Origin of the sequence: Rhodoferax sp. (genome assembly GCF_030653815.1) — a bacterium.
In the GTDB taxonomy this organism is placed as follows: domain Bacteria; phylum Pseudomonadota; class Gammaproteobacteria; order Burkholderiales; family Burkholderiaceae_C; genus Rhodoferax.
Window position 1 is genome coordinate 45,254 of sequence record NZ_JAURYQ010000013.1, and the last position, 23,128, is coordinate 68,381.

Consider the following 23,128-nt stretch of genomic DNA (forward strand, 5'->3'; position numbering starts at 1 on the left):
TGGTTCATGGCACACAAAACTGGTCCAGGAAATTTCCCGATCGTTTGCGTGGGTGGCTCGGCAGGCGGGCTTGACGCCTACATCCGGCTGCTGAAATGCCTGCCCGCCGACATGGGCGTGGCGATTGTGATCGTCAACCACATTACCCTGTTTCCGACGCAGCTGCATGAGGTGCTGCCACCTTTCACCCCCATGCCGGTCGAACTGATTACCGAAAACCTGGTGATCGAGCCCAACCACGTGTTCATCATCCCGGCCAATCGGGACTTGCATGTGGAGAACGGCGTGTTTCATCTGAAGCCGATCTCCAAACCACGCGGTTGGCCCGATGTGATCACGGTTTTCTTGAAGTCGCTCACCGAGTACTGGGACGGCAAGCTGATTGCCGTGATCGTGTCCGGTTATGACGGCGACGGCGCGGCCGCGCTGTGCGGCATCAAGGAGGCGGGAGGCATCACGCTGGCGCAAAAGCTCGGCACCGCCATCCAGCCCGACATGCCCGAGAGCGCCATTGAGTCCGGTTGCATCGACTTTGTGCTGTCACCCGAAGACATTGCCAAGGAAATTGTGCGCATTGCACAGCGCGAAGACATGGCGGTGACCCATGCCAGCACGGTCCAGCGACCCCATCCCTAACGAAAGTGAAACCTGATGAACCCAACCATCGACCCTGCGCAATTGCCGCCACCGCCACCAGAACCCTTGCCGCCATTGCCCGTGCCGCCATCCCCCGCGCCGGGTCCGCTGCCGATGCCAATCCCGATGCGTGTGTTGGGTCCCTGAATTCGCTTCGTCAGACACCCAACGCACGCTGCACAGGTTGTCGTCGGCCCCGCGCATCGTTTTGCAGTCAACGCCCGCGCCTGCGCCCCGGCCTGGGGTGGTCTGCCAGGTGACAGGCACGTCGGTAGGCCTGCAGGGTGACCTGGGCGCGGCCCAGCACGGTGTCTGGCGCGTAACCGCTGGTCGTGCCCGGCAGACCGCTGGCATGGCCGGTCAGCAATTCAATGCCTTCACTGACATGCTCGGCCGTGTACACATGAAATAGGCCTTGCGCCACCGCCTGGGTGACTTCCGTGCTCAGCATCAGGTGGCGCCGGTTGCGCTGCGGGATCAGCACACCCTGCTCGCCGCTGAGCCCGGCCTGCGCGCAGACGCGGTAGAAGCCTTCTATTTTTTCATTGAGGCCGCCCACCGGCAGCACCTCGCCGTGCTGGTTCACCGCGCCGGTCACGGCAATGCCCTGCTTGAGCGGCAGCCCGGACAGGCAGGACAGCAGGGCGTACAGCTCGGCACATGAGGCGGAGTCGCCCTCGATGCCGTGGTACTCCTGCTCGAACACCAGCGTGGCATCCAGTGCCAACGGCGCCTGCGCAGCAAACAGCGTGGACAGGTAGCTGTGCAAAATCAGCACGCCCTTGTCGTGGATCGGGCCTGACAGCGCCACCTCGCGCTCCACGTTGACCAGGCCGTCTTCGCCGGCTGAGGTGCGCGCCGTGACCCGCACCGGAAAACCAAAGCGGTAGTCGCCCAGGTCGATCTGGGTCAGGCCGTTGATCTGGCCGGCTTTTTCGCCCTGCAGGCTGATCAAGCGCTCACCGTCGGTGATGGTTTCCTGCAGCCGCTGGTCGGGATAATCGTGGCGCAGGCGGCGCGCCTGCAGCGCAGCGCTGACATCATCCGCTTCCACCCGGGCGCCGGCGCGCGCGCGGCAGACCGCCGCCGCTTCCATCACCAGCGCTTCCATGCGGGCAAAGGTGGCGCTCTGACGCGCCTGGTCGTCGACCTCGCGGTGCGCATCCTCCAGCAAACGTGCCACGGCGGTGGCCGTGAAATGCGGCAGGCCCAGGCGCTGGCAGGTGTGCGACACAAACACGGCGGACGCCGCATAGGTCTGTGCACTGGCGAGAAAACTCTCGGCAAAATCCACCTTGACGCGAAAACGCCGGGCAAACTCGGGGTCGGCCTCCTGCAGCAGGTAGTACTCTTCGGTGGCGCCGATCAGCACGATCTTGACGTGGATGTCGAGCGCCTCCGGCGTCAGCGATACCGTGGCCATGGGGGCAAACATCTGCATCGGTTCTTCAATTTGCAGGCGCCCGGTGCGCGAAAAGCGGCGCAATTTTTCCCACACCAGATCGTCGGTCAGCAGGTCGCGCACATGCAGCATCAGGTAGCCGCCATGGGCCTTGAGCAGGCTGCCGGCACGGATGCGCGAGAAATCGGTGAGCAGCACGTCCTCTTCGGCCTGGTACTCGACACTGCCAAACAGGCTGTGGTAAGACGGGTTGTCTTCGATGATCACCGGCGCGCCGCGCAGGCCTTCGTTGTCCACCACCAGGTTGACGCGGTAGCGCGCCAGCACGGAGGCCAGCTCTTCCTGGCGGATCTCGTCGTCCAGGCCTGGCTCGGCCTCGGCCGCCCGAAAGACATCCAGGTTGTCCAGCACGTCCTGCATCACGCGGTCCAGATAGCGGCCCAGCTTGAGCGTGTCCTTGATCTGCTTCTTGAGCTCCAGCCGAATGGCTTGCAGTTCGTGCTCCAGCAACGGCTTGATGGTCTGGCGCCGCAAGGCGGCCAGGCCTTCGTTCTTGAGGCGTTCCATCGGGCGCACCTTGTCCAGGTAGCGGGCGATCTCAGCACGTAATTCCTGCTCGGCCTGTTCCACCTGGGCGCGCTGCTCCTTGGGCAGCGAGCGCGCCTCGCTTTCGGTCAAGGCCTTGCCCTTGGCCCCCAGCAGGGTAAAGATCAGGTGGCCGTCTTCCCGGTACAGGGCAAAGTTGCGGGCCTCGGCAAAGGCGTCGAGTTCGGCGTAGGCGCCGGATTCTTCCTGCTTGTAGGTTTTTTCCAGGTGCGCACTTTCGGCCTTGAAGTCGGGGCCGTCCAGCCGCTGCGGGATTTCCTTTTGCAGGGTCTTGCTCATTTGCGCCATGAGCTGGCGCAACATCCGCCCCTGGCCGGCCGGCATGCGCAGCGCACGGGGTCGCTCGGGGGCATCAAAGTTGTGCAGGTAACACAGGTCGGGCGGCACCGGTTTGTTGGCGGCCACCTCGCGCATCAGTTGCTGCAGCAGGCTTGAGCGGCCGCTGCCGACTTCGCCGAGCACAAACAGGTTGTAGTCGGGCTGGTCCATGGTCAAGCCAAAACGCGCGGCGGTTTCGGCCCGCGCCTGACCGATCCAGGGCAGTGGTTCTTGCAGGAGTTCGGCGGTGTCGCTGAAGCCGAAGGTTTCAGGGGCGATGGTGAGGGCCAGTTCATGCGGGGCCAAATGGCAAAGTGTCATGGTCTTGCTCCGGTGGTGGTGCGGCTACCAGTTTTCACCCAATTATTCAGCCACGGCTTGATATTGCGCAAGCCTGCCTGCGTTGGCGCTGGCGCCGGCTGTGTGTGGTGGCGCACAGATCAGCCAGGCTGGGTCAAGCACCATGGCAGTTTTGGAAAATACTGTTCCAATGGAAGCCAGACAACAAGGAATTGATCATGCCCATGACGTTCGAAATCCACCAAGCCAGCATCCTGATCGTCGATGATCAGCTGGCCAATGTGCAATTGCTGGAGCAATTGCTGCGTGACGCCGGTTACACCCAGGTGAGCTCCACCATGAATCCCGAGGAGGTGTGTGCGCTGCACCGTAAACACAGCTATGACCTGATCCTGCTGGACCTGCAAATGCCGGTCATGGATGGTTTTCAGGTGATGGAAGGCCTCAAGACCAATATCAGCGACGACTACCTGCCCGTGATTGTGCTGACGGCCCAACCGGGCCACAAGCTGCGCGCGCTGGCGGCCGGGGCCAAGGACTTCATCAGCAAACCGTTTGATCTGGTCGAGGTCAAGACGCGCATCCACAACATGCTCGAAGTGCGCCTGCTGTACCGCAAGCTCGCCGACTACAACAAGGAGCTTGAAGCCACGGTGGCCGAGCGCACCGCCGAGTTGCGCGAAAGCGAGGCGCGTTACCGCAGCCTGACCGAGCTGGCCTCGGACTGGTACTGGGAACAGGACGAAAACGGCCAGTTCAGCAAGGTGTCGGGGCCGGTGCTGGAGATGCTGGGCCTGCAGGTGGCGCCGCTCAGCAGCGAAATAGGCGCAAGCCTGGTCGGCGGCTGGAATGAGGAAGAACGCTCCAAATTGCGTGCCACCATTGCCGACCGCAAGCCCTTTCTGGACTTTGTCTTTCACCGCGTCAATGCCGATGGCAGCAAACAGAGCTTTCAGGTCAGCGGGGAACCCATGTTCAACAGCAACAGTCGCTTTGTCGGCTACCGCGGCATTGGGGTGGAGCTGACCTCCAAACTCAAATAAAAAAATAACAAATTACAGATAACAAAGGCAGGGTTAGTCATGTCATTTCTTCACCACCCCAGTCAGAACCATCTCCTGGCGGCCTTGCCGACCAAGGATTTTGAAGCCTTGATCGCGGACCTGGAACTGGTACCGCTGGCACTGGGCCAAATGTTGTACGACCCCGGCACGCAGATGCGCCATGCGTACTTTCCCACTACCTCCATCGTGTCCCTGCACTATGTGACCGAATCCGGTGCGTCGGCCGAGACGGCGGGAGTGGGCAATGAAGGCGTGGTCGGTATTTCGCTGTTCATGGGCGGCGACACCACCTCCAGTTCGGCGGTGGTGCAAACTGCCGGCCATGCCTACCGGCTTGAGCGCCACCTCATGAAACAGGCATTTGAAGCAGCCGGGTCTTTCCAGCACCTGCTGTTGCGCTACACCCAAGCCCTGATGACCCAAATGGCCCAGACCGCCGCCTGCAACCGCCACCATACCGTCGAGCAGCAGTTGTGTCGCTGGTTGTTGCTGACGCTGGACCGCTTGCCGGACCGCGAACTGGTCATGACGCAGGAGCTGGTGGCCAGCATGCTGGGTGTGCGCCGCGAAAGCGTGACCGATGCGGCCGGCCATTTGCAGACCCTGGGCTACATCCGCTATCGGCGTGGCCATATCGGCGTGCTGGACCGTGCCGGCCTTGAGGCGCACGCCTGCGAATGCTATGGCGTGGTCAAAAAGGAGCTCAACCGCCTGCTCAGCGACGTGCGCCTTTGAAATTGCTTGGGGTCAGAGCACGTCGCTTTGCGAGTGGTCTGAGTCGAAAGGCATCTGATCGGTTGGGGTCAGAGCACGTCGCTGCGCGAGTGGTCTGACCCCAATGTTTCAGTATCGCGTTGCTACCCCGTTGTCGATGCGCACGCTGTCACCGACGCGGATGTCATTGGCACTGGACTGCGTCAGGGTCTGGTAGCTGCCATTGTTTAGGCGAACCGACAGTTGGTAGGCATTGACTTGTTGCGCCTGGTTGCGCTTTTCCAGTTCGTGGCCGGCGTAGGCGCCACCCGCTGCCCCCAGCACGGTGGCGGCCGTTTTGCCGGAGCCGCCGCCCACCTGGTTGCCCAAAATACCACCCACCACGGCACCGGCAATGGTGCCGGCTCCAATGGGGGTGCTGCTGGGATTGTTCTGAGCCACCAGCGTGATGGACTGCACCACGCCATATTGCGTGTAGCTGCTGGTGTTTTGCTGCGGGTAGGCCGTGCCCGTGTTGGCATTGGGGTAGGTGTTCATGTCGGCGCAGGCGCCGAGCATGAGGGTGGCCGCCAGGGCGGATACGGCTGTCAAGGTGTGCAAAGTTTTCATGTGTTTACTCCAGTTACTGTTTGATGGTCATTTCATTGTTGATCCGGACCACGCCCTTGATGCTGCCAGCCACGGCAAGGGCGCGGTCAATTTGTGGCTGGTTGTTGACAAAGCCGCTGAGCTGGACCACGCCGTCACGGGTCACAGCGGCAATGTCAGCACTCTTGACGCTTTCGTCCGCCATCAGCGCAGCCTTGACCTGGGCGGTGATGACGGCGTCGTCGATCTTGGTGCCGATGGTGGTGGGCGCGCCCTTGAGGCTGACACCGTTGCTCACCGTCACCACGCCGGGCACGCTGCGGGCAATGGCCAGCGCGTGGTCTATTTGCGTCTGGTTGTCGACAAAGCCACTCAGCAACACTTCACCCTTGCGGGTTTCGACCTTGAGGTCAAAGCTCTTGATGTCGATGTTGTCGAGCAGCGCCGCCTTGACCCGGGTGGTCAGCACGCTGTCGTCAATTTCAGTCCCGATGGTGGTGCTGGCTGTCGGCGCTCGGGGGGGGTCTTCAACTTTGCTGCAGCCCGCCAGGTAGAGGGTCATTACACCGGCCAAAGTGGTGCTTGCAATGCGCAGGCCAAGAAGGGTTCTTGTCATTTTTTCTCCAGTTGCCAAGTCGTTGAAACAAAGCTCACTGTCGTCGTGTTGAAGGCATTTATCTGTGCGATTGCGCACAGACCTGTGCCGACGTCAGTCTTAGGCTTGGCGGCTTCATGAGAACACACTTGGTGGCCCCTGCAGCCGTCTCCCAAACCACGCCACAAGTCATCGCACTGACGGGCTGCTGGACGGCGCGCGGCCTGGGTGAGCGCGAGCGTGACCTGCTGCAGCAGCTTGCTGACAGACCCGCTCCCTTGACGGTGGACGCCTCCGGCATCGAAGCCCTGGATACCGCCGGGGCCTGGGTGCTGCACGCCTTGCTGAGCGGGCCGCGTGGCGACGGGTCCGGCCTGCCCCTGCAAGGCCTGCCGGCTGAATTTGGCGGTCTGCTTGAAAGCGTGCGCGCGCATGCCGTGGCGCAGGCCCATGTGCCCGTGACGGCCGTTGCTGCTGCGCCATCGGGACTGGAGAGCGCCGGCCGGGCCGTGGTCAGCATGGTCGAGCAATTTCTGGCCATGCTGAGCTTCATCGGTGAAAGCGCCCAGGCGCTGGTCAACTGGCTGCTGCATCCGTCGCGCATTCGCTGGCGGGCGGTGCTGTTCAACCTGCGCAGTGCCGGCTTTGATGCCTTGCCCATTGTGGGCCTGCTGTCGTTTTTGTTGGGTGTGGTGGTGGCCTACCAGGGCGCCGACCAATTGCGCCAATACGGTGCCAATATTTTTGTCGCCGATTTGGTGGGCCTGTCGATGCTGCGCGAGTTTGCGCCGCTGATCACCGCCATCATCGTGGCCGGCCGCTCCGGCTCGGCCTACGCTGCGCAAATCGGCACCATGGCGGTGACCGAAGAAATTGACGCCATGCGCACGCTGGGCCTGGCCCCCCAGGAACTGCTGGTCCTGCCCAAGGTGTTGGCGCTGGTGATTGCGCTGCCGCTGCTTACCGTTTTTGCCGATGTCATGGGCATTCTGGGCGGCATGATGATGGCCAAAACGCAGCTGGACGTGGGCTTTGGCGAGTTTCTCGACCGGCTGGTGAAGGCGGTCAGCATCACCTCCTACCTGGTGGGCATTGGCAAGGCGCCGGTGTTTGCCGCCATCATCGTGATGGTCGGGTGTTTTCAGGGTTTTCGCACCCACGGTGGGGCCGACAGCGTGGGGCGCCAAACCACCCGCAGCGTGGTGCAGTCGATTTTTCTGGTGATCGTGGCCGACGCCTTGTTTTCGGTCGCCTTCAGCCTGCTGGACCTGTGACATGAGTGCCACTTCAGCTGCAACAGCCGCAGACCGCGACATCGTGATCGACCTGCGCGACGTGGAGACCCGCTTTGGCGCGCATGTGGTGCATCAGAAGCTGTGTTTGCAGGTCCGCCGTGCCGAGGTCTTTGCCATCATCGGCGGCAGTGGTTCGGGCAAATCAACGCTGCTGCGCGAGATGATCCTGTTGCATCGCCCCGATGCCGGCAGCATCAAGGTGCTGGGGGTTGAACTGAACGACCTGTCGCCCGAGGCAGCGCTCGACCTGCGCCTGCGCTGGGGCGTGCTGTTTCAGCACGGTGGCCTGTTCGGATCGCTCACGGTGCTGGAAAACATCGGCCTGCCGCTGCGCGAACACACCCGCCTGGGCAATAAATTGATTGACGAGATTGCGGCCTGGAAGCTCCACATGACCGGCCTCAAGCCCGAAGTGGGTGCGCAGTATCCAGCGCAGCTCAGTGGCGGCATGATGAAACGTGCTTCGCTGGCGCGGGCGCTGGCGCTCGACCCCGAACTGCTGTTTCTGGACGAGCCCACCGCCGGCCTCGACCCCGAAAGCGCGGCGGGCGTCGATGAGCTGGTGTTGCGCCTGCGTGACCTGTTCGGCCTCACCATCGTCATGATCTCGCACGACCTGGACCTGCTGTGGCAGGTGGCGGACCGGGTCGCCGTGCTGGGCGAGGGCAGGGTGCAGGGCGTGGGCGCCATGGCGGAGCTCGCGCGGTTGGATCAGCCTTTGATCCGGCCATTTTTTGAAGGCGCGCGCGGGCGCGCAGCGCAGCCGCAGTCCTTTCCTCCAAGCCAAACCAAGGAGCCATCATCGAAACCAAAGTGAACTACACCCTGGTCGGCGCGTTTGTGCTGAGCTTAAGTGCCGCCCTGATTGCCGGCGTGTTGTGGCTGGCCTCGGGCGGCTCCTGGCAGAAGCAATACGACCTCTACCTGGCGGTGGTGGACGAATCGGTCGCCGGGCTCAACTTGAATGCGCCGGTGAAATACAACGGCGTTGACGTGGGCAAGGTCCAGGACATTGCCCTGGACAGCGCCAACCCGCAGCAGGTCAGGCTGCTGTTTGCCATCGAGTATGGCGCGCCCATCCGCGAGGACACCGTGGCGGTGTTGAAAACCCAGGGACTGACCGGCATTGCCTACGTGGAACTGAGCGGCGGCGCGGCCAACTCGCCGGTGCTGCAGGCCAGGCCGGGCAGCCTCTACCCCGAGATTCGCACCAAGCCGTCCCTGTCCACACGGCTCGAATACATTCTGACCAGCGTGCTGAGCAAGCTGGACAGCACCTCGGACGGCATCAACAGCCTGCTCGGGCCGGAAAACCAGGCCGCCTTCAAGAACGCACTGGCCGACCTGGCCGCCGTGGCGCACACCGTGGCGGCGCGCCGCGCGGACATTGACAAGGGGCTGACCCAGGCCGCCAAAACCTTTGACAACACCGCTCGCGTCACGGCCGACCTGGCGCCGGTCCTGGCGCGCATCGGGCGCAGTGCCGATGCACTTGAAAAAATGGGTGTGGAAGTGGCGACCACCAGCGTCAAAGCCGGCAGCACCGTGGATGCCATGGGCGCCGATGTGAAGCGTTTCAGCGTGGAAACCCTGCCCGAACTGGAGCGCCTGCTGGGTGAGTTGAGCGCCTTGACCACGTCGCTGCGGCGTTTGAGCGACCAGACTGAGCGCGACCCACGCGGACTGATTTTTGGCCGTCAACCGGTCCCTGCCGGGCCTGGAGAAAAAGGAGTGTCACCATGAGTGGATGGAAATCAAGAACGACATCGCGGCTTTTTCGAGGCACGTTGGCCGCAGTGTCTTTGGCGGCGCTAAGCGCTTGCAGCGCATTGGCCCCAGCGAGCGCACCGGCGACCATTTTTTATGCGCTCAACAACCCGGTACCGGAGCATGCCCGCACGGTCACCGGGCCGACCCCCGGTGCGTCCACAGCGCCCACCCTGCTGATCAATCCGCCGCACGCCGCCGCCGGTTTTGACAGTCCTCGCATCATCTACCTGCGCGAAGCGCACAAGCTCGACTACTTCGCGCTCAGCCAGTGGGTGGAGCCGCCGGCGCGCATGCTGGGGCCACTGTTGGTGACTGCGATCGAAAAAACCGGCGCTTTCCGCGCCGTGGTGCTGATGCCCGGTGCGGCCTCGGGTGAGCTGCGGCTCGATACCGACCTGGTGCGTCTGCAACACGACTTTCAGACCCGCCCGAGCCAGGTGCGCCTGACCCTGCGCGCCACCCTGGTGGACGACCAAACCCGCCGCGTGCTGGCCTGGCACGAGTTTGAGGCCGCAGAACCCGCCGATTCGGAAGATGCCTACGGCGGCGTGCTGGCCGCCAACCGCGCGGTGCAGAAAGTAGCGGGCCAACTGGCCGGGTTTTTGGCGGCTACAGCAAGCGTCCCCAGTGCTGGGCCATCCACTCCTTGAGCTTGAACTGCAGTGGCCGCTTGGCCCAGGCTTGCGGGGTGATGCGCTGTGAGGCGTCCAGGTCCTGCTGGTGCATGGCCTGCATTTGGGCGGCAAATTCGCGGCCCAGCACCACGGCGTTGACTTCGTCGTTGTCCAGAAAGCTGCGCCAGTCCAGGTTGGTCGAACCCACGGTGGACCAGACGCCGTCAATCACCGCCGTCTTGGCATGCAGCAGCGCGCCCTGGCGCTCGTAAATTTGCACGCCACCGGCCAGTAGCTCGGCGTAATGCGCGCGCCCGGCGTGGAACACCAGCTCGGAGTCGGATTTGCTGGGCAGGATCAGTTGCACCTGCACGCCGCGCGCAGCGGCGTCTTTGAGTGCTTTGAGCAGTTGCACGTCCGGCACAAAATAGGCGTTGGTCAGGTGGACCGTCTTTTCGGCATTGCCAATGGCCGAGATCAGGGTCAGGTAGATCAGGCTGAAGGGGTCGTCGGGCGTGCTGCCAATGGCACGCACGATGTCGTTGCCCTGCGGCGTGAGTTTGGGGAAATAGTTTTTCGCGGCCAGCTTGGGCGCTTTCTGTTTTTCCCAGGTCTGCAAAAACAGCTTCTGGAATTCGGCCACCACCGGGCCCTCGATCTTCAGGTCGGTGTCGCGCCACATCACGCCCGCAGGTGGGGGCTTGTGGGCGCGCTTCAGGAACGACCCTGAGGCATAGACGTTGCTGATGTTGATGCCGCCCAGAATGACCGAGCGGCCATCGACGATGAGCAGTTTGCGGTGGTCCCGGCTGTTGAGCTCCCACGGCCCTTTGGCGGTCAAGGGGTTGATGGGGTTGAATTCCAGCACAGCGATACCGGCTTTCGTGAGGCGGTCGAAAAACGCCTTGGGGGTGTTGATGCCACCCACGCTGTCATAGATCAGGTTGACTTGCACGCCGCGCGCCTGGGCGGCCAGCAGCAGGGTGGCAAAGTCGTCGCCGGTGGCGTCGTCCTCGATGATGTAGGTTTCCAGGTTGATGTGGTCCCGGGCCTGGCGGATGGCGCCGAACATGGCGGCGTAAGTGGCGGCACCGTCCTGCAGCAGGCTGACCTTGTTACCCAGCACCAGAGGGCTGTCGCTGATGGCCTGCTCCAGCGCCATTTGTTTTTCCAGGATGTCGAGGTCGCCCGACTTGCGCTGCAAGCTGGCCAGGATGGCGGCATTTTGCCTGGCCGAGACCGGGCCACGCGCGGTCTCGAAATTGGCCTCTTGCGTGCTGTGGTGTGCAATCAGGGCGTCGGTGTCAGGCAGACTGGCACAGCCCGCCGCACCCAAAGTCGTCAGCAGCACCAGTATCCATTGAGTAAAAATTTTCAGCATCATTTTTTTCCTTGCAACCATTGCACACAATCACTGTCCTTGCCCGGTCCCGCATCGATCAGCGGGATCAGCGCCAGCAGCGGGTTGATCACGCCCAGCGCCAAAGCCCCCAGGGCGCGTGCAGCCATGCGGTTTTGGTCCACCCGGATGACGGGCTTGGCGAAATTGCCGGTGATGTGGATCGGGCTGCGCAAGGACAGCGGGCTGGTGTTCTTGGTTTTCTGGGTCAGGGTCAGGTCCAGCTTTTCCTGCGCCAGGTCGATGTGGCCACTGCCCAGCAGCGTGGTCACTTCGGTGTCGAGCAGCAAGGTCTTGGCGTGCATGTCACCGGCCTTGACATCGAAGTTGGCCACCGCACAGCGCAGCTTGATCTGTTTGTCGCCGGTGAGCGTCAGCCGGAAGATTTCCCACAGGTGCAGGCCGGCTTTTTCCATGGTCATCTGGCTGATCTGGCCGCCCGACATCAGCAGCGCCACCGAGCCGTCGGCATGGGCCAGCATGCTGCCCACCGAGTTGCCACTGCCGGCCAGTTTGATCTGGCCGCCAATCAGGCTGCTGCTGGCCACGCCTTTCTGGTCGGCTGGCAACAGCTTGGCCAGCGCCAGCCGCTTGAGTTGCAAGTCGGCCTTGGCCCGAATCGGGTTGTGGCGCCCATCCAGGGTGATCGCTGCCACCAGCTGTCCACCGGCCACGCCAAATTGCAGCGGGTCCAGGGTCAGCACGGCATCTTTCAGGCTCAAATGGGTGCTGAGCGCGTCCAGCGGCATGTAGCTGCCCTTGCGGATGGACTTGGCGCTGAACTGGACGTCGGCATCCAGCGTGTCCCAGTTCGAAAACTTGAAGGGGATGTCAGGCATGACCCGTTTGGACGTTGGCGTGACGGCCCCGGCCGCGCCGGTTTGCGCAACGGCCTTGATCGCCGACTGCACTTTTCCCGGGCGCGCACCAATGACCGGTCCCAGGTCTTCCAGCGTGAGTCGATTCGATACCAGGTCGGCTGTCAGCAGCGGCCGCTTGCCACCGGTCTTGACCTGCAGCCAGCCGCTCAGGTCGCTGGTGCCAACGCGACCTGTGAATGACTCATAACGCACGGTGTTGCCCTTGCGCAGCAGATGACCGTGCGTGACATAGTCGCGCGTGGCCGGCAATGCAATGCCGGTCAGGGTGAAGAGCTGGTTCAGGTTGTCGCCGCTGAGTGCCAACTGCATGTCAATGGCGGAGAACTTGAGCAGGCTGGTGATGTGGCCCTCGGCACGAACATGGGTGTGCCCCACCGTTGCGTCGATGCTCAGGCCATAAGGTGTGCTGTCGTCGCGCAGGGCCAGCACCGAGTCACCCGTGCCTTTGGCGACCAGCGGCAGGCCCTGGTACTTGCCTTTGGCGTTGAAGGACACACCCGGTGTTGCGTCGTCATCGGCGCGCTTGGCCAGGCTGGAGAGCTCGGCGCGCAGGCTGGTCTGGCTGGCCACGTCGTCAAAGCCGATCACGCCCTGATCCAGGGTGAAGCGGTCGATGTCGATGCGCGCGTTCTCGTCTTGCTGCTGACGGTCAAGCAGCCAGGTCTTTCGGCCATCGCGGTGGCGCTCCAGAAAAACCAGCGGCTTGACCAGGTGCAGGTCAGACACCACCAGGCGTTTGGCGAGCAATTGCGGCAGGTGGACGGACAAGGCCACTTCGTCGGCTTTGAGCATGTTGGCTTGCGCTGCCCAGGCCGGGTTGGCAAAAGTGACCTGGGCGGCTTGCAGGCGCGGCCAGGGCCAGCCCAGGTGCACGCTCAGGTCGCCCTGGATCGACAGCACCCGCCCGGTCTGGGCCAGCACCTGGCGCTCCAGCGGTGCCCGTAACCAGTTCCAGCCAAACAAGGCGATGAACAGCACTGCCACGATGACGATGGCCAGCACGGCACTGGCCAGCCATTTGAGCGTACGCAGCAGGATCATGGGGAAGGTTTGCAAAGGGAAAGCCGCAGGTTGGAGTGATGAAAGGCAAGTATCAAGCCTAATGGGTTCGAAGCGTGTGTTCAGTGCGCTGACGCACTGACCCAAGCGACACAAGACACGATGATGTGCTTTTTTAACCCCTGGAGAAAACTGCAATGAAACACACAAACCTGCTTCGGTCCTTGGTACTGTCGCTGGCGCTGGCGGCTGGCACCACGGCCTTTGCCCAGATCAACTTCAATCTGGTGGTGGCACCGCCCGCACCCTTGAACGAAGTGGCGCCTTCGCTGGCTCCGGGTCAGACCTGGGCCCCTGGTTACTGGGCCTGGAACAACGGCCAGCATGTCTGGGTGCGTGGGCGCACCATGGTGCAACGCGAAGGTTACCTCTGGGTACCTGATCGCTGGGTGCAGCAGGGCGGCACCTATGTGCGCCAGCCGGGCCGTTGGGAGCGCAGCCTGGAGGCCAAACCACCCAAGTACAAAAAGATGAAAAAGCTCAAGCATGACAACGGCCGTCGCAACCATGGCAACAGCGGCAAAGGCTAAGCCCTGAAAATAAGACGCCCCGCGATCCGATAGGCAGATCCGGGGCGACAAGCTTTTTGGCCAGGCTCAGGCGCAGGTCAAGTTCACCACTATTTCTTGCGGAACCACACAGGCGTGGTCTTAGCTCCGTAGTTAATGAAACAGTGGTGCACGACGCGTTTTGATCAGGGCCGAACGACGATTTCGTTACGGACAGACTTCACGCCGTTGACACCGCGGGCAATGCTTTCCGCAGCGCTTCTTTCCGTGGAACTTTTGGCAAAGCCCGACAGCATCACGGTGCCATTCAAAGTTTCAACGCTGATGGACGTGGCGCTGACCAGCTTGCTTTCAGCCATGCGGGCCTTGATCAAGGTGGTGATGCCGGTGTCATCCACATAAGCGCCAACAGTTTCCTGACCGCGCGTGACAGCGCAGCCCGCGGTGGTGAGCAAGGCGGCAGCCATCATGGCGGCGACGAGAGTGGTTCGAATTTGCATATAAATCTCCATGGGGTATTGATGGTGTTAGCCCCACCACCTCTGGGCGAAAGGCCGGGCCAGCCCCGGTCGATGGCTTGAATGTAAGATTTGGCCTTTTTGGCGTCCGTGCGCTGGCGCACTTAAGAAAAAGAACCGCTCTGATCGTCGTTTTTTTGCACGCTTGCCGGTGTGTTCTGACGCAGCGGCACCACAAAACAAGTCGCGCCGGTCAATGCGGGCCAGTGCAGGGCCTCACCTACTTGCAGCAATTGCGCACCCGGCACCCCGGCGGCTTGCAGCGCGTCGGCGCTGCTGGCGCGGACCAGGATGAAACGCATGCTGCGCTGCTCGCGCACCAGCGTCAACTCGGCCTGGTGCCAGTGCGAGGGCAGGCAGGGCGTGAAGCTGAGGCTTTGGGCACCTTGCTGCAAGCCAAACATCGACTCGATGGCGGCGCGGTGCAACCAGGCGGCGGCACCGGTGTACCAGCTCCAGCCACCACGCCCCACGTAGGGCGGCTGGCTGTAGACATCGCCCGCCATCACATAGGGCTCGATGCCATAGGCGGGGCCACGCGTGGGGTGATTGGCGCGGTGCGCCGGACTCAGGTAGGTGAAGTAGCGGTAGACCGTGTCACCGGCATCAGCGTCGGCCATTTGTTTGGCCAATTCGGCCTGGGCCATCAACGCCCAGACGCCCGCATGCGCGTACTGGCCACCGTTTTCGCGGATGCCTGGCGGGTAGGCCTGGATGTAGCCGGCGCTGGGCACGGCATGGGTCAGCGGTGGGTCCAGAAGTTTGATCAGACCGGCATCGGGGTCAACCAGATGCGCCTCCACGGCGGCCATCGCCAGCTGCTGTTTGGCCAGCGGTGCGCCATGGGACAGCACCGACCAGGCTTGCGCGATCAGATCGATTTTGGCCTCCGGATTGTGGTGCGAGCCCAGCGCTTGGCCGTCGTCAAAGTAGGCGCGCTTGAACCATTCGCCGTCCCAGGCTTCGCCGTTCAAGGCCGCCTGCCAGCCGCTGGCGGCCTGTTGCCAGCGCGCTGCCCGCTCGTGCTCACCGCGCTGCCGGGCCAGCGGGGCAAAGTCGGCCACCAGGCGGCACAAAAACCAGCCCAGCCAGACCGACTCGCCGCGGCCTTCGATGCCGACCCGGTTCATGCCGTCGTTCCAGTCGCCACTGCCCATCAGCGGCAGGCCATGCGCGCCCAGGCGCAAGCTGCGGTCGATGGCCCGGGCTGCGTGCTCAAACACCGACGCTTGTTGTGCGCTGATGGCGGGGGTGTAGTAGGCGTCTTCTGCGCCTGCCGGAATCTCGGGGCCATCCAGAAATGCCACGGGCTCATCGAGCAGGGAGGTATCGCCCGTGGCTTTGAGGTAATGCACACAGGCGTGCGCCAGCCACAGCAGGTCATCGGAGAAATGGGTGCGCACACCATTGCCCAGCGGTGCGTGCCACCAATGCTGCACGTCGCCGGGCACAAACTGGCGCGAAGCACAGCGCACGATTTGCGCGCGCAACATGGCTGGTGCCGCCCAGGCCAGCGCCATGGCATCCTGCAACTGGTCGCGAAAGCCGGTGGCGCCACCCGCTTGGTAAAAACCGGCCTTGGCCCACAGCCGGCAAGCCAGCGTCTGGTACAGCAGCCAATGGTTGACCATGGCATCCAACAGCGGGTCAGGGGTCTTGACCGTGGTGCTGCCCAGCAAGGCCTGCCAGTGCTGGCGGACCTGGTCCAAGCGCTGCGAGGCCGTCGTTTGCGTGGCCAGCGTGGCCAATTGGCGCGCGGCCTCAAGGGTGTCGGCATAACCCAGGAAAAAGCTGTGCGTGATCGTTTGCCCACTGGCCAGGCTGACGGAGGTGGACAGGGCGGCGCAGGGGTCCAGGCCGTCGCCGCTGTGCTGGCCAAAATAGTCCGGCATGACCAGGCGCCCGCGCGCATCGAAGCATTCGCGGCGGTCGCAGGTCCAGTCCTCAGGCGCGTCTGCGCCGTGGGTCATGGCGAAAAAGGCGGTGCCGCCGCCAAAGCCGGCCATGGCCTCGCGCTGGGTGCTCAGCAAGGCGGTCAACTTTTGTTGCTGCGCGGGCAGGCGCTGGTGGAACGCGGCGGTGCGCACCGTGCCACGGTCGCTGCGGTTGGCGCCCATCAGCCATTCCACCATGCCGATCAGGCGCAGCAGTCGGCTCCTGGGGCCGTGGTTCACCAGGCTCACAGTCACCTGCTTGACGCGGGTGTGCGGGTCGACACACCAGCTGACGCTGATGTCGATGGCCTCACGCTGGTGGCTGATGCGGGTGACGCCCTGGCCGTGCGTCACATGAAAGCGCAGCCCCGCGTCGCTGTTGGCTGACGGGGTGAGTGGCCAAAGTGCCCGGGTTTTGCGGTCCTGCAGCAAGAACCATTCCGATGTCGGGTCGCCGACCGGGTCATTGGACCAGGCGGTGAGCTGGTTGAGGCGGCTGTTGACGGCCCAGGTGTAGCCACCACCGGCCTCCGAAATATGGGCGCCAAAGTCGGGGTTGGCCAGCACATTGATCCAGGGGCGCGCCGGACGCTCGCTGGCGCTGACGTCAAAGCTGAACTCGCCGTTGTTGGCGGCAAATTGGCCCGGCGAGGGTGTGTCGGCGGACACACGCTTGGCGCTGCGCGGCAACAGCAGCGCCGCGGTCGAGGTGTCATGCCGTGCCTGCAGGTGCTGTTCGTGCAAGCGGTTGAGCTCCTGCACATGAAAGGCCAGCGGCCGGCCATCGGCATGCAGCAGGACTCTGGCCAGACTGTGCAGCGTGCTGAGTTCGGCGCGGCTGAGCTCATGCGCCTGCACCAGGAAAAAACCGGCGCTCGATGGGTCACCACTGGCACCGCAGTCGGCACGGTGGCGGTCGCGTAGGGCGGCCAGCTCGTGTTGCAGCGGCATCAGGTAAGAGGTGGGCTCGGTGTTAACCACCACCAGGTCGCAGCCCAAGCGGCTCCAGGACCACAGGTTCAAGGCCTGCGCCAAAGCCCGAATCAGTCCCAGGCCCTGGGGTGCGCCAGCCAGTACCAACAGGATGGGGCGGTCGCCCGAGATGCCCAGGCGCCAGAGCAGTCGCCGGTCGCAGACCGCATCAACGGGGTTCTCCGGGCGCACGCGCCGCGCCTGCACCCGGGTCAGCGTTTGCACCAGCGTGGTGGTGAGCGTTTGCATGGCAGTGACGGTCTCGGCACTGATGCGCAAGGCCCGCAAGCGGATGCTGGTCAGGGTGGCGGACATCAGCGAAGCCCGTTTGACATTGGCCGCCAAGCGGTACTTGTCAACCACCGCGCGCAGGGTGGGGGCGCTGGGCGAGGCGGCGGTGGCAAAGCTCAGGCGGGCTTTGCTGTGCGGTGGGAGAACCAGCGTCACGGCGATGGCGCAGACCGGGTCGAGGCCGGTGTCCAGCGGCTGGGCCAGGTCGTCAGTAGCCTCGGGTGCCGGCGCGCAATCGGCCAGCAGCTGACTCGCGCCCTGGTTGCGCCCGCGCCAACGCTGGCGGTCGGTGGCCACGCGAACCCGCGTCAGGGGGACGTTGGCGTCGGTCAGGAAGTGGGCCATTTTCAGACCCTCCTCAGTGGGCAGGCGGGGCTTGCGTTCAAACCACAGCGCCTGGTGCGAGGCCAGCCATTGGGCGGTGACAAACAGGTTGGTGAAGGACGGATGCGCTTCGTCAGCCCGCGGGTCGGACAGCGTCACATCAAAGGCCGACATGAGCTCCACTTCAAGCGTGCGATCACTCAGGTTGCTGAGCTCCACCTGCCTGAACTCGATGTCGTCCTCCGGGCTGATCCACACCGTGGTGTGGGCCTGCAAAAAAGACCAATGGGCGTCAAAACACACCCGGTCGGCATGAAACACGCTCTGGTAGCGGGCGGCGGGGTCGGGCGCCGGGTGCTGGGTGGTGGAAAACGCTTGCGGCTGACCCGCCCAGCGCAGGTAGAAAAAGCTGCCATGCTCGTCGCGCAGCGCATCGTCACGCCAGCGGCTGATGCCGGTCTGGTCACAGCGGCTGTAGCCGGCGCCGTTGGCCCGCAGCAGCACGCTGTAGCGCCCATTCGACAAGACCTGGGTGGGCTCGACGGCGCTGTCGCCCGGCGCCAGGGTTCGTAGCAGGGCGGGCACGCGGCGGCGTTGCAAGGGCGTTTGCATGGCCAGGGGCAGGTCTTGCAACACCGGGATCTCGCGCGGCACCCGCTCGTGCAGCAAGGACGACACCGCTTGCACATGGGCATTGGCCATGCCCCAGCGCTGCGCGCAGCCTTGCAGCAGCACATTGGCCAGGGCCACGATGCTCATGCCCTGGTGGTGTGCCATGAAGGTTTCCACCGCGGTAAAGGCCTCGCTGCCGGTGCGCCCGGCGGTCGAGTAGTCCAGCGCCTCGATGAAGCCATAACGGCCACGGGTTTGCAGCTTTTCCAGGATTTTGAAATTCTGGCTGGCGCAGTGCGGCGAGACCTGGGCTGCCAGTGCGGTGGCGTAGGGTGCTATCACCAGTTCATCGGCCGGCGTGCGGCGCAGTGCCAGCCGGGGTACGCCGTGCGGCGCGTACTGGTAGGCCAGCGTGGCGTCACTGGCCGCGTAGGCCGACTCGGAAATGCCCCAGGGCACCCCCAGGGACTTGGCATAGCTCATGTGCTCACGCAGGGCGGCGTGGCCAGCCTCATGCAGCACGCTGCCGTAGGGTTCCATCAGCACGGCGCCGGGCATCAAATACTCGAACATGGAGCCGGTCCAGGAACGCAAGCCGGCGGCGTTGCCCGCGGCAAAAAAGGGCCGACCCAAGGCCCCCCAGTGGCGCACCGGCACGTCGCCCTTGGCGATGGCCAGCAGGCTGGTCAGGCGTGATTCCGACGCCAACAGGTCGTAAAAACCGGCGTCGCGCTGGTTTTCTGCCACCCGGTAGCCAATGTGAAACAAGTGCCGTCGGCGGCTGTACAGGAAGCTGAAGTCAGGCTGCCAGGCCAATTGCTCCAGCGCGCTGGCCAGGCTCTGCAGGCGTTGGCGGGTGCTGGGGGCGGCCGTGGTTTCGGCTTGCTCTTGTTCCTGGTCCAGCCGGGCTGAGGCCAGGGTGGCGCGGTGGTCCTGCAACAGCCACCGGAGTTCCGCGCGCTGCGCAGGCGTCAGGGTGGTGCGTGCTTTCAGCAGGGGTGCCAGGCGATGCCGGGAGGCGTCGATGGCCTGCACGGCGGGGCGCTCGTCAAAGGGATCAAGCGCCAATTCGCGGCAAGCCTGGGCGACGGCCAGCAAGTGGCCGCTGAGGTTGCCGCTGTCCACAGTGGAGACGTAACTGGGCAACAAGGGCTGGCCGCTTTGGGTGTCGTACCAGTTCAGAAAATGGCCCCGGTGGCGCTCCAGCGTGAGCAGCGAGGCCAGTGTGGCTTCGAGGCGGGTCAACACATCCTGGGTGCCGATCCAGCCGAATTGGCGCGCGCAGGTGACTGTGAGGAGGTAAAGCCCGATGTTGGTGGGCGAGGTGCGGTGCGCCACCATGTCATAGGGTGAGGTCTGCAGGTTGTCGGGCGGCAGGTGCCGGTCGTCGGGCCCGACGCAGCGTTCAAAGTAGCGCCAGGTGTCGCGGGCAATGCCGGTCAGGTAGGCGTGCTCTGGCTGGGTGAGGGGCGTACCCGTGTCCACCGGGTAGGTGCGGCTGACCAGCCAGGTCCACAGCGGCGAGGCCGCCCACAGCAGGCACAGGCTGCCCGCCAGCCAGGGTGTGGGCGAACCGGCCCAGAGCAAGGCCGCCCACAGCAGCAGCGCCACCAGGGGTTCCGCGCGGTGTTGCCGCAGCACGCCCGATAGCGTGGTTTTGGCCTGCGCTTGCGCGGCCTCGGCCGTGGTCCATTGCAGCAGATGGCGCCGGCTGACCGTCAGGCGGTACAGCGCCCGGATCACGGCGTCCAGGGCCAGCAGCGACTGCTGCAGCAACTGCGCCAGCAGCCACAGAGCACCGCACAAGGCGCGTGCCAGGTCGGTCAGGGCGGCACGATAAAAATGGCCCGTGGCCATGTCGTCGCGGCTTGGCGCCAGCCCGGCCAGGGTGCCCATCAGCGGGCCGGCAGAAAACGCCGCCAGCACCAGGCTCAGGGCCAGCCACGGCGACAGCACCCAGCCCGCCAGACTGGCCAACAACAAGCCCAGGGACATCGGGGCCACCAGCGAGCGGCGCAGGTTGTCGAGCATTTTCCAGCGGTTGATGGCGCTCAGGCCGTAGCGTGCAGGGGCCAGCAAAAACGGCAGCAGTTGCCAGTCGCCCCGGGTCCAGCGGTGCACCCGTGAGGCCGCCACATCGGCATGAAAAGGGGCGTCTTCCAGCACCATGATGTCGCTCACCGCAGCGCAGCGGGAAATGGCGCCCTCCAGCAGGTCATGGCTGAGCACCTGGCCCTCGGGCAGCCGCTTGGACAGCACCGCATGCAGTGCCTGCACGTTGAGCAGGCCTTTGCCGGTGAAGGTGCCCTCGGCAAACACGTCCTGGTAAATCTCGGAGCTGGCGGCACTGTAGGGGTCAATGCCGCACTGGCCGGCAAACAGCCAGTGGTACAGCGTGAATTCCTTCACTGCTGGCAAGGGCGTGGCCACCCGCGGTTGCAGAATGCTGTAGCCGGCCACCACTTGGCGCGCGCTGGCATCGAGCCTTGGTTGGTTGTGCGGGTGCGCTGCCACCCCCACCAATTCGCGCAGCTTGCCCGGCGGCAGTTGGGTGTCACTGTCGAGGGTGACGATGTAGGGCAGGCCGCTGGCCATGCGCGAGGTCTCGCCCAGGTCCAGAAAGGCGTTGCTGTTGCCTTGCGCCAGGGCGTCAATGAGCAATTCCAGCTTGCCACGCTTGCGCTCCCAGCCAATCCAGCGCTGTTCGCTGGGGCTGAAAAGCCGCGCCCGGTGCAACAAAACGAAGCGTGGCGCGCTGCCAATTTCAAGCGCGCTTCGGGGGTGGCGGGCATTGAGCTCCTGGATGCCCCGGCTGGCGTTGGCCAGACCCGCTGCGTCAGTGCCGGTTTCCGCCGTGTCGGCGTCGGCCCAGTCGGTGAGCAGCGCAAACTGGGCGTGTGGCTCGGGGTTGGCCAGGTAATGCAACTCCAGCCGATTCACCAGGGCCTGCGTGGACGCGGCGCTGGTGAGCATGCCGGGAATCACCACCATGACACCGTGTTCAGGCGGAATGCCGTCGGCAAAGGCCAGCCGTGGCAGGTGCCGGGGTTTGAGGGATTCGCTGATGAGCCGGTGCATGACGGCAATGACGGCCTCGGACGCCGGAAACAGCGCCAACGCCAGCACCAGCCAGGTCAGGCCGACGGCCTGTTCGGTGCTGTGGCGCTGCACCAGCCATAACAGCGCCAGCACACTGACAGAAAGAACCCCCAGATAAGTGGGCAAGGCCAGGCGTGCGCGCCAGAGGGGCCAAAGCGCTGCCCGGCTTGCCGGCAAGCCCAGGCTGGCCCAGAGGGCGGGTCGTCCGCTGCCCTGCAGCCAGTGCGCTGTGGCGGAACTGGCGGCGTCGGTGGGGGTGGCCATCAAGTCCAGCAAGTGGCGCGCCACGGTCAGTTCAGACTGTCGGCTGCGCCGGGCCAGCCGCTCAATGGCGTGCAGGGTCTGGTCGCGGGTGCCGGTGTCTTCGGCGGCAAACACGGGTGAGCCCAGCATCAGGAGCATCAAGGGGCTGCTTTGGGCAATGAGTTCGGGCCAGTCGGCATCGCCAATGGCGCGCAGCGCGGTGATGGCGTTGCTCATGCTGAGGTTGTCAGCGGCCTGGTCGGCGGCTTGCTGGAGTTGCACGGCGGCCAGCTCGGGCAGGGCGGCGTGCAGCCATTCCTGCACCCGCACTTGCTCGGGCGTCGTGGTGGTGGCGCCAAAGTCTTGCAAGCGCTGGGCCATTTGCACCAGGTACACACGGCCCAGGCCACGCGCATTGAGCAAGTCCAGCAATTCCTTGAAGGTGGACAGGGGGGTGACGTCGAGCTGGTCAATGCAGCGGTTGGCCACTTCGCGCGCGGCCTTGTTGGTGGCCACGCGCACCGCCAGCCGGCGCAGGTTTTCGATCAGCACGACACGCAAGGTGGTGGGCAGCGCCCACATCTCGCTCAAGTGAAGCTCACGCACCTCCTGGTAGGCGCACAGGAACTGCACCAGCATGGCGGCATCGAAGGCACCGTCGGTGTGGGCCACAAAAGCCCAGGCGACGCCGTACACGCGCGGCAGGCCGGCCAGCGGCTCATCGAGCAGCTTGGGCAGGGTGGTGAAGTAACTGCGCGGCAAGCCGGCCTTGATCTCGTTGAGCTGGGCCTCGATCAGGTGGAAATTGTCGAGCAGCCATTCGGCCGCCGGGCTGATGTCGTAGCCGTTGCTGGCTTGGCCACCGATGTACTGGTGGGCCTCACGCAGCATGGCCAGGTTACTTTGAATGCGGGGAAAAAAGTTGCCGCTGCGCCCGCTTGTGCGCGTGGCGCGATGGGTTTGCGCCAGACTGCGCCCATGCTGGGCAAAGCGTTGCGGGCCAAAGATCTCGGCGCGTATGGGGCTCAGGACCGGGCCGCGTGAGCGCGCCAGCAGCTGGCACAAAATTTCGGGTGCATCGGGCATCAGGGCACGCAGGCTGGGCTGCGTGAGACGCGTCAAAGCAACCAAGAGCCAAGACCAATGAGAACGGCCAGCACCAGCAAGGTCGAGACAAAGCGGGTGGCGACAAAACCGTTCATGGCTTCGGTTGCGCCGTGCAGGCTCAGCAGGTGTCGGTGCAATTGTGGGCAGTTGCTCATGTGCTCGCCCAGTGCAGCCAGATCGGCACCGGCTGCCCTGGCATTGTCACCGTGCGCGGTGGTGCACCACGTGTGACCCGTGGTCTTTGGGCTAGGCATAAAAATTCTCCACCTGCCCGGCGA

17 protein-coding genes are annotated in these 23,128 nt (G+C 64.2%); 9 read left to right on the forward strand and 8 right to left on the reverse strand.

Annotation, left to right across the window (positions count from 1 at the left end; translation table 11 throughout):
• Positions 1–6 precede the first annotated feature (6 nt).
• Entirely contained in the window at positions 7–636 is a 630-nt protein-coding gene (locus Q7U49_RS03995) for a chemotaxis protein CheB (protein ID WP_304762462.1), read from the forward strand.
• Between the two features lie 15 nt (positions 637–651).
• Entirely contained in the window at positions 652–783 is a 132-nt protein-coding gene (locus tag Q7U49_RS04000) for a hypothetical protein (protein ID WP_304762463.1), read from the forward strand.
• A 67-nt stretch (positions 784–850) separates the two neighbouring features.
• Here Q7U49_RS04000 and Q7U49_RS04005 read toward each other — a convergent pair whose 3' ends face one another.
• Positions 851–3,283, reverse strand: a complete 2,433-nt coding sequence (locus Q7U49_RS04005) for a Lon protease family protein (RefSeq protein WP_304762464.1) — start codon at positions 3,281–3,283, stop codon at positions 851–853.
• 197 nt (positions 3,284–3,480) lie between these two features.
• On the opposite strand from Q7U49_RS04005, the gene Q7U49_RS04010 reads away from it, so the two are divergent.
• Complete coding sequence (locus Q7U49_RS04010; RefSeq protein ID WP_304762465.1) at positions 3,481–4,305, forward strand: response regulator; 825 nt, start codon at positions 3,481–3,483, stop codon at positions 4,303–4,305.
• A 39-nt stretch (positions 4,306–4,344) separates the two neighbouring features.
• Positions 4,345–5,061 carry a Crp/Fnr family transcriptional regulator gene (locus Q7U49_RS04015; RefSeq protein WP_304762466.1) on the forward strand — a complete coding sequence of 239 codons (717 nt, stop codon included), beginning with the start codon at positions 4,345–4,347 and terminating at the stop codon, positions 5,059–5,061.
• A 108-nt stretch (positions 5,062–5,169) separates the two neighbouring features.
• Here the strand turns inward: Q7U49_RS04015 and Q7U49_RS04020 are convergent, their stop codons facing one another.
• Both Q7U49_RS04020 and Q7U49_RS04025 read right to left on the reverse strand, forming a co-directional pair.
• Entirely contained in the window at positions 5,170–5,649 is a 480-nt protein-coding gene (locus tag Q7U49_RS04020; protein ID WP_304762467.1) for a glycine zipper 2TM domain-containing protein, read from the reverse strand.
• 13 nt (positions 5,650–5,662) lie between these two features.
• Positions 5,663–6,244 carry a BON domain-containing protein gene (locus Q7U49_RS04025; RefSeq protein ID WP_304762468.1) on the reverse strand — a complete coding sequence of 194 codons (582 nt, stop codon included), beginning with the start codon at positions 6,242–6,244 and terminating at the stop codon, positions 5,663–5,665.
• Positions 6,245–6,360: 116 nt separating this feature from the next.
• On the opposite strand from Q7U49_RS04025, the gene Q7U49_RS04030 reads away from it, so the two are divergent.
• From Q7U49_RS04030 to Q7U49_RS04045, 4 genes are all read left to right on the forward strand, one after another.
• A complete protein-coding gene (locus tag Q7U49_RS04030) occupies positions 6,361–7,497 on the forward strand; it encodes an MlaE family lipid ABC transporter permease subunit (protein WP_304762469.1) in 1,137 nt (378 codons plus the stop codon).
• Position 7,498: 1 nt separating this feature from the next.
• The gene (locus tag Q7U49_RS04035) at positions 7,499–8,335 is read left to right on the forward strand and encodes an ABC transporter ATP-binding protein (RefSeq protein ID WP_304762470.1); all 837 of its coding nucleotides are present in this window, start codon (positions 7,499–7,501) and stop codon (positions 8,333–8,335) included.
• A complete protein-coding gene (locus tag Q7U49_RS04040) occupies positions 8,332–9,261 on the forward strand; it encodes an MlaD family protein (RefSeq protein ID WP_304762471.1) in 930 nt (309 codons plus the stop codon). Before Q7U49_RS04035 ends, Q7U49_RS04040 begins: the two co-directional genes overlap by 4 nt.
• 86 nt (positions 9,262–9,347) lie before the next feature.
• Positions 9,348–9,938: an ABC-type transport auxiliary lipoprotein family protein gene (locus Q7U49_RS04045; RefSeq protein WP_304762472.1), complete on the forward strand. Its 591-nt coding sequence runs from the start codon at positions 9,348–9,350 to the stop codon at positions 9,936–9,938.
• Here the strand turns inward: Q7U49_RS04045 and cls are convergent.
• Positions 9,898–11,283 carry a cardiolipin synthase gene (gene cls / locus Q7U49_RS04050; RefSeq protein ID WP_304762473.1) on the reverse strand — a complete coding sequence of 462 codons (1,386 nt, stop codon included), beginning with the start codon at positions 11,281–11,283 and terminating at the stop codon, positions 9,898–9,900. The genes Q7U49_RS04045 and cls overlap by 41 nt on opposite strands.
• On the reverse strand, positions 11,283–13,223 hold the full coding sequence (locus Q7U49_RS04055) for an AsmA family protein (RefSeq protein ID WP_304762474.1): 1,941 nt from the start codon (positions 13,221–13,223) through the stop codon (positions 11,283–11,285). The genes cls and Q7U49_RS04055 overlap by 1 nt, the downstream gene beginning before the upstream one ends.
• Before the next feature lie 155 nt (positions 13,224–13,378).
• On the opposite strand from Q7U49_RS04055, the gene Q7U49_RS04060 reads away from it, so the two are divergent.
• On the forward strand, positions 13,379–13,771 hold the full coding sequence (locus tag Q7U49_RS04060) for a YXWGXW repeat-containing protein (protein ID WP_304762475.1): 393 nt from the start codon (positions 13,379–13,381) through the stop codon (positions 13,769–13,771).
• A 164-nt stretch (positions 13,772–13,935) separates the two neighbouring features.
• Here Q7U49_RS04060 and Q7U49_RS04065 read toward each other — a convergent pair whose 3' ends face one another.
• The 3 genes from Q7U49_RS04065 to Q7U49_RS04075 form a co-directional block, all read right to left on the reverse strand.
• Positions 13,936–14,250, reverse strand: a complete 315-nt coding sequence (locus tag Q7U49_RS04065; protein WP_304762476.1) for a BON domain-containing protein — start codon at positions 14,248–14,250, stop codon at positions 13,936–13,938.
• Positions 14,251–14,372: 122 nt separating this feature from the next.
• Positions 14,373–22,865 carry a GH36-type glycosyl hydrolase domain-containing protein gene (locus Q7U49_RS04070; protein WP_304762477.1) on the reverse strand — a complete coding sequence of 2,831 codons (8,493 nt, stop codon included), beginning with the start codon at positions 22,863–22,865 and terminating at the stop codon, positions 14,373–14,375.
• Positions 22,862–23,104, reverse strand: a complete 243-nt coding sequence (locus Q7U49_RS04075) for a hypothetical protein (protein ID WP_304762478.1) — start codon at positions 23,102–23,104, stop codon at positions 22,862–22,864. Before Q7U49_RS04075 ends, Q7U49_RS04070 begins: the two co-directional genes overlap by 4 nt.
• Between the last annotated feature and the right edge of the window lie 24 nt (positions 23,105–23,128).